The 5,012-nt window shown below is 55.1% G+C and carries 6 protein-coding genes; 2 read left to right on the top strand and 4 right to left on the bottom strand.

The window, feature by feature from the left end; translation table 11 throughout:
• Positions 1–53: 53 nt before the first annotated feature.
• Positions 54–533: a hypothetical protein gene (locus WDJ60_RS18695; protein ID WP_340099183.1), complete on the bottom strand. Its 480-nt coding sequence runs from the start codon at positions 531–533 to the stop codon at positions 54–56.
• Between the two features lie 325 nt (positions 534–858).
• Here WDJ60_RS18695 and WDJ60_RS18690 point away from each other — a divergent pair, with 325 nt between their 5' ends.
• Positions 859–1,545, top strand: coding sequence for a rhomboid family intramembrane serine protease (locus WDJ60_RS18690; protein WP_340099182.1), 687 nt, complete (start codon positions 859–861; stop codon positions 1,543–1,545).
• Between the two features lie 115 nt (positions 1,546–1,660).
• Here WDJ60_RS18690 and WDJ60_RS18685 read toward each other — a convergent pair whose 3' ends face one another.
• Positions 1,661–1,825: a hypothetical protein gene (locus tag WDJ60_RS18685; protein ID WP_340099181.1), complete on the bottom strand. Its 165-nt coding sequence runs from the start codon at positions 1,823–1,825 to the stop codon at positions 1,661–1,663.
• Positions 1,822–2,463 carry a hypothetical protein gene (locus WDJ60_RS18680; protein ID WP_340099180.1) on the bottom strand — a complete coding sequence of 214 codons (642 nt, stop codon included), beginning with the start codon at positions 2,461–2,463 and terminating at the stop codon, positions 1,822–1,824. Before WDJ60_RS18680 ends, WDJ60_RS18685 begins: the two co-directional genes overlap by 4 nt.
• Before the next feature lie 343 nt (positions 2,464–2,806).
• Here WDJ60_RS18680 and WDJ60_RS18675 point away from each other — a divergent pair, with 343 nt between their 5' ends.
• Complete coding sequence (locus WDJ60_RS18675) at positions 2,807–4,180, top strand: restriction endonuclease (RefSeq protein ID WP_340099179.1); 1,374 nt, start codon at positions 2,807–2,809, stop codon at positions 4,178–4,180.
• Between the two features lie 194 nt (positions 4,181–4,374).
• Here WDJ60_RS18675 and WDJ60_RS18670 read toward each other — a convergent pair whose 3' ends face one another.
• Entirely contained in the window at positions 4,375–4,878 is a 504-nt protein-coding gene (locus WDJ60_RS18670; protein ID WP_340102296.1) for a hypothetical protein, read from the bottom strand.
• Between the last annotated feature and the right edge of the window lie 134 nt (positions 4,879–5,012).

The following is a 5,012-nucleotide window of genomic DNA, read 5'->3' as shown; positions in this document are numbered from 1 at the left end:
ACGACCCGAATCTCCCGAACACGTGGTATCAGGAGGCGAGGCAACCAGCTCCATCACGCCAGACGCTTCTTGAGGAGGTGAATACAGCGCTGTATGCTGGTTTCACGTCTTAACCGAATACGAATGGTCGTCGCACTTACGACCGAGTAGTTTCCACGCGCAAACCCGGTGTTCGTCGTCATGTTCCACGGCGAAATGACCAGCCTGACAGTCCGATACCGCTGGCCCGGTGCATACCGACTCGCTGACTTCCGGAGCGACGTCAGCACCCGCTCGCTGTCGATGCTGAGTCCTTGGGTCGTGTAGAGGGCAAGCGTCTGGCAACCCAGTTGTGTGGTCTCCTTCGTCAGATTGCCGATGTAGACCGCATGCCGGCGGAGATCGTTGTAGTCGACAACCCCGTTCGGCGAGACGGTGTAGGTGACCTGGTGCGAACTCGTCGCGGGGAGCGGCGCGTGCGCCCACCCGTCGCCAGCGGCATACCCAAAGTCGTCGATGGTGCTAGTCGTGATTATCGCGCTACTCGAGACCAATCTCCCATACCTCTACGTGACAATTCTAGAGTGATTCGGACTTTTCGTACAGATGACTCCAAGCTACCGGATATCAGACGACACGAGCAGCGTCGGCAAGCTTAACCAACACGGGCGGCTTCTGTCCGTACTTGTTGGTTAAAACGTCGATGGACTGTGAGAAGATGAGTGAATTTTGGAAATCTCGAGATCGGATTTGTGACTTCAAATTCCTATAGAGGTGCTGTAAACGGTGATATTGTCTTTTGAGGCCTGCGACCGTTGACCGGATTGAAATGTCCGCGAAGCCAGACAGTTTCGCCCTTTGCACACGGTGGGGAGAACAATGAACGGTATCAAAACTCAACCATGGATAGCTCTCGTCAACGAATTCCGTCGGCGGTGTACGTTCGAGAATCGGTTGGCTACACAGGCGTTGGTACTCATCATCCTGCTGTGGTACGGTGTCCAGATCGGGGTTATCTTGCTCGGCTGGTCAGTTGAACAATTCCAGTGGGCTTTCACGACAGAGTCGTTCCCCGAATTCTCGCCGGGACTGTTCCTCGCAATCATTTCGCACGACCTCCCGGCCAACGTGACGCACATCCTTGGGAACGTCGCCTTCATCTGGCTGTTCGCCGGCGAGAGCGAGCAACATATGCGTCGTGTTGAGGTGATTGGTTTCTTCGTCACGACGGCGTTAGCATCGGTGACAATCAGTACGGCGCTAACGGGCAATAGTACTCTTGGGGCCAGTGGCGGCGCACTTGCCTTCGTGGGTTTCTACGGAACACATTTGTACCTCGCCCATTGGGACCCGGAGGAACTGGAAGCGATGGACCACGCCCTGCGTAAGCCAGCGAAATTACGTGCATGCTGGAGGGTGACCATGGTGGTCATCCCACTGGCGTTCGTCGTTTACTCAGTCGGGCAGTACGCTAACCTCGTGCCGGTTGGCCAGGCTGACGTGATCGGACATCTTGTCGGTGTGGTGCTGGGTATAGGGTATGCAGTGGCTCGGACTGTACGATAGGTCTGGAGATGTTTGAATTCCTGCTGGTAGGCCAGCCCGATCCAGAAGATGACTAAAACCGATGGGCAGTGATCCGATTGTCCTCCCTACAGGCATCTAAACATCTAAGTCGTACTCAGCTGAAAAGCGACCCAACAACGCCAGCAAGAACCGCCCAGAATACCGTCCCAATTCCCCCCGCGACGTACAGCGGAAAATTCTCGATGGTGAGTGGGGCACCGCCGATCAATAACGCTAGCAGCGTCAGCGGACCAAAAAAGAATGCTCCTGTGACTGTCATTGTGTGGCCTCCCGAGCGAGTTTGAATCCAGCCGACCCGAGAATCCCAAAGCAACCAACCATCGTCGCAAGAATCGAGAAGAGAAGTACGATGGCGATGCTTCCTCGCGACACTGGGAGGATGCTCGCGATCTCAAACGCAATATATAGAGGGATTGTGAGTCCTAACCCTGCGAGAGCGAGATCACCGAAGAAATTGTGGCCTTGGTAGAAACAGTCGCCAATTCGAGTATCTAACAAGTGGTGCTCGTATGGCTGTCGGACGTACTGTGGATCAGGCAAGTCGTCTTCCTCATCTCGTAAATTCTCTATAAGTTGCTCTTCCTGCTCTGTGAGTAGCGTTGCATCCGGAGGGGCCATCCACTCGGTCTCTTCATGGACCAGATGATAGAGCTTCGTCGACGACTCCGCGTGTGGATTGAAGGGGCGTTCTCTGATTTCGTTCTGTAATTCCAACTCCTCAAGTCGCGTTTCGATTGTCGGTCGCGAACACTCGTACGGGAGTCGGTCTTCAAGGGTTGAGACGGCTACCCAAGGGGCATCTTCCTCTTCGATAACGTTGAGGATGCTTTGCCTCTGTTTCTCCTGGCTCGGTAGCCCGGATCGTGGATCACCGGTGTCTTCCTCTGACTGGCTCATGCGTTCCCCATGGCTCTATGGAGGATTATAAATAGGTGATATTTCAGGAATTTTCAGGATTTTAGATGTTCAGAAGGCGGTTTTTGAAACTTCAAAACGCCTGGTAGGAATCCAGACGTGGTGGCTGTCTTACCGGCCTTGTTTAGACGCGTAAATTCACGGTTGTGAGTGGCTGACGATGAGTTCGATGTTTCTGACAGCGCATTTCAGGACAAGTTCACGGAACTGACCGAACCACGTTGCTCGCGATGATTGGACTCATCAGGTAGTGACTCCGGACGGCCGCTCAAAGACGTAATCGAGACGCAAACCTATTTGATTGGCGTACAATACGACAGAATCGATGAGCAACGCGGAATTGCTGGACGACCTCTCGGGGTTCGAGTTTGAGGACCTGATGGAGGACGTGTTCCGCAACCTCGGCTACGAGAACGTCCGGCAGGCCAGCAAGACCGCCGACGAGGGCCGGGATGTCATGATGGAGGAAGTCGTCGATGGCCAGCGACGCGCGGTCGTCGTCGAGTGCAAGCACACTGACAGCGTTGGTCGTCCCGTCGTCCAGAAACTCCACTCAGCGGTCGCCACGTTCGACTTTGACGGGCCCACGCGTGGGATGGTCGTCACGACGGGGCGCTTCACCGGTCCTGCCGAGGAGTACGCCGCGAGCCTCCAGCAAGCTTGTGATTCTCATCCAATCGAACTTATCGACGGGACCGATCTCAGAGAGATTGCAGAACAAATCGGGCTGGACCTCTACAACGGACGCATCGAGATTATCTGCGATGAGACGCTCCGACCGTTCGACCCGACTGCAAGCGTGGACGCGCCGGTCCACGAAGCGTTCCGCGACATCGACAACATTGAGCGTGCGGACATTCCAGAACCAGACTCCCAAGCTGACTTTCAGCCAGTCGTGTTGATCACTGCCGACGTGGACGCCGTCTTCGAGACATCGGTTGGCGTCATCCACCGCGTCAATGAGCGGGATCGCTTCGTCGTCCACGCCGAGCGTGGTCGACCAGAGATTATGCAAGGCTCCGTCCGACGACTGATCGAGGAGAACCGCCGCCAAACGACAGAACTAGACGAGGACGGATTCACCGACGTGTTCGATACCGTCGACGTACATCGCTTCGGCCAGACCGAAACCGAGTACAAGGAGTGGGCTGTCGACCGACTGCGCGACCGCCACACGACGACGGTCACCTACACAGGCGACAACAATGTCACCTACAACAAAACCTGCGAGCCCAATCAATCGGACATCTCTGTACAGTCGATTACGCCTGTCTACCTGCCAGACGTGCGCCAAACAACCCACCTCGGCGAGTACTCCTATCCGCTGGAATACTACGCTGCTGGTCCGTCACGCGTGACTGTCGAGGATGGAATTCACCGCTGTGTCCAGTGTGACACCGAAGATCAGAGTACCGACTACACGTACTGTGCCAACTGCGGGAGCATCAACTGCCCCGGCCACACCAAGACCGAGCGACTGGAGAAGAAGCCGATTTGTACGGGTTGTGCCGTTACCGAGCGGTTTGCGCTCCGGACGAAGTATTTCTACGACGAGGAGAACTTGGTGGCGTTCCGCAAAGAATACGAGCAGATGGCCATTCACGAGAAGGCAATGGAAAATACGCCGCTTGTCGTGGGCACTGTACTCGTCACGTTGGTTTTGGTGATGATTGGACTCGGTGGTGTCGGTGCTCTCTGAGTGGGGTTTCGACGACTTTGATTATGTGAAGCGGTGATAGAACAGGTGTTTCTCCGAAATCCCTAAGCCTGTGTGAATCATTTATTCACTCACTGATGCCTGTGAACTGGGAAGCCCAACGTGACATGGACCGCGATGTTGAAGAAAACGCGGACCTGTACGCAGTCCTTGCCGACGAGTCTGACGACGAGTAATCACTCTTCAGTCGTTACGACCAGTTCCTCTTCAAAGAACTCGAGCCACACGTCATAGAGTCGGTCACGCTGGTAGAGCGTATCCAACCGTATTGGTTCAATCTCACCTCGGACTGTGTGGGATTTGTCACGGACTGCCGCTAATCGAGAGCGTGACCACGTTCGGTAGTTGATGCCGTTCTGTCGGAGTAATCGTCGAAGGAGTACGACAGCAGTGCGGTGGTTCGCGTCGGGGAAGAAGTGGTTCCCGACGACGGCATGCATCCATCCCGCGCACTGCTCACGGAGAGGGTCGTCACGTGGGAACTGCCGGAACACTTCGCGAAGGTCACTATTTCGCACGTTCCAGATTTGACGGCGAAGCTGCTCGAATGTCTCGTGCCCAGTTTGTTCATACACGGTGTCGCCTTTGAGGAACTGCGTGTTGCGGTACTTGAAATCCTCAGCATCCAGACCGGCAAGATCAGTAATACGCGGCCAGTCGTCTGGGTTTGAGGATGACACGCGTAAGTACTTGACTTCGCACGTTAGACGAAGATACCCTCGATTTCTTGCATTAGCTCGTCGGTGCTTCGGTTCGGGCTGTTCAATGCCCAGGAGATGAGGTTTTCGACGCCTTCGCGGAATGATCGTTTGAT

It is taken from the genome of Salinibaculum salinum (assembly GCF_037645885.1).
GTDB classification, from domain to species: Archaea; Halobacteriota; Halobacteria; order Halobacteriales; family Haloarculaceae; genus Salinibaculum; species Salinibaculum salinum.
The sequence above is the reverse complement of the archived record's forward strand: the minus strand, read 5'-3'. Positions and strand labels throughout refer to the sequence as shown.

What these genes read in the sequence shown, in the direction of transcription:
- WDJ60_RS18690 (WP_340099182.1), top strand. Translation starts at nt 859, where the DNA reads ATGAACGGTATCAAAACTCAACCATGGATAGCTCTCGTCAACGAATTC.
- WDJ60_RS18680 (WP_340099180.1), bottom strand. Translation starts at nt 2,463, where the DNA reads ATGAGCCAGTCAGAGGAAGACACCGGTGATCCACGATCCGGGCTACCG.
- WDJ60_RS18675 (WP_340099179.1), top strand. Translation starts at nt 2,807, where the DNA reads ATGAGCAACGCGGAATTGCTGGACGACCTCTCGGGGTTCGAGTTTGAG.
- WDJ60_RS18685 (WP_340099181.1), bottom strand. Translation starts at nt 1,825, where the DNA reads ATGACAGTCACAGGAGCATTCTTTTTTGGTCCGCTGACGCTGCTAGCG.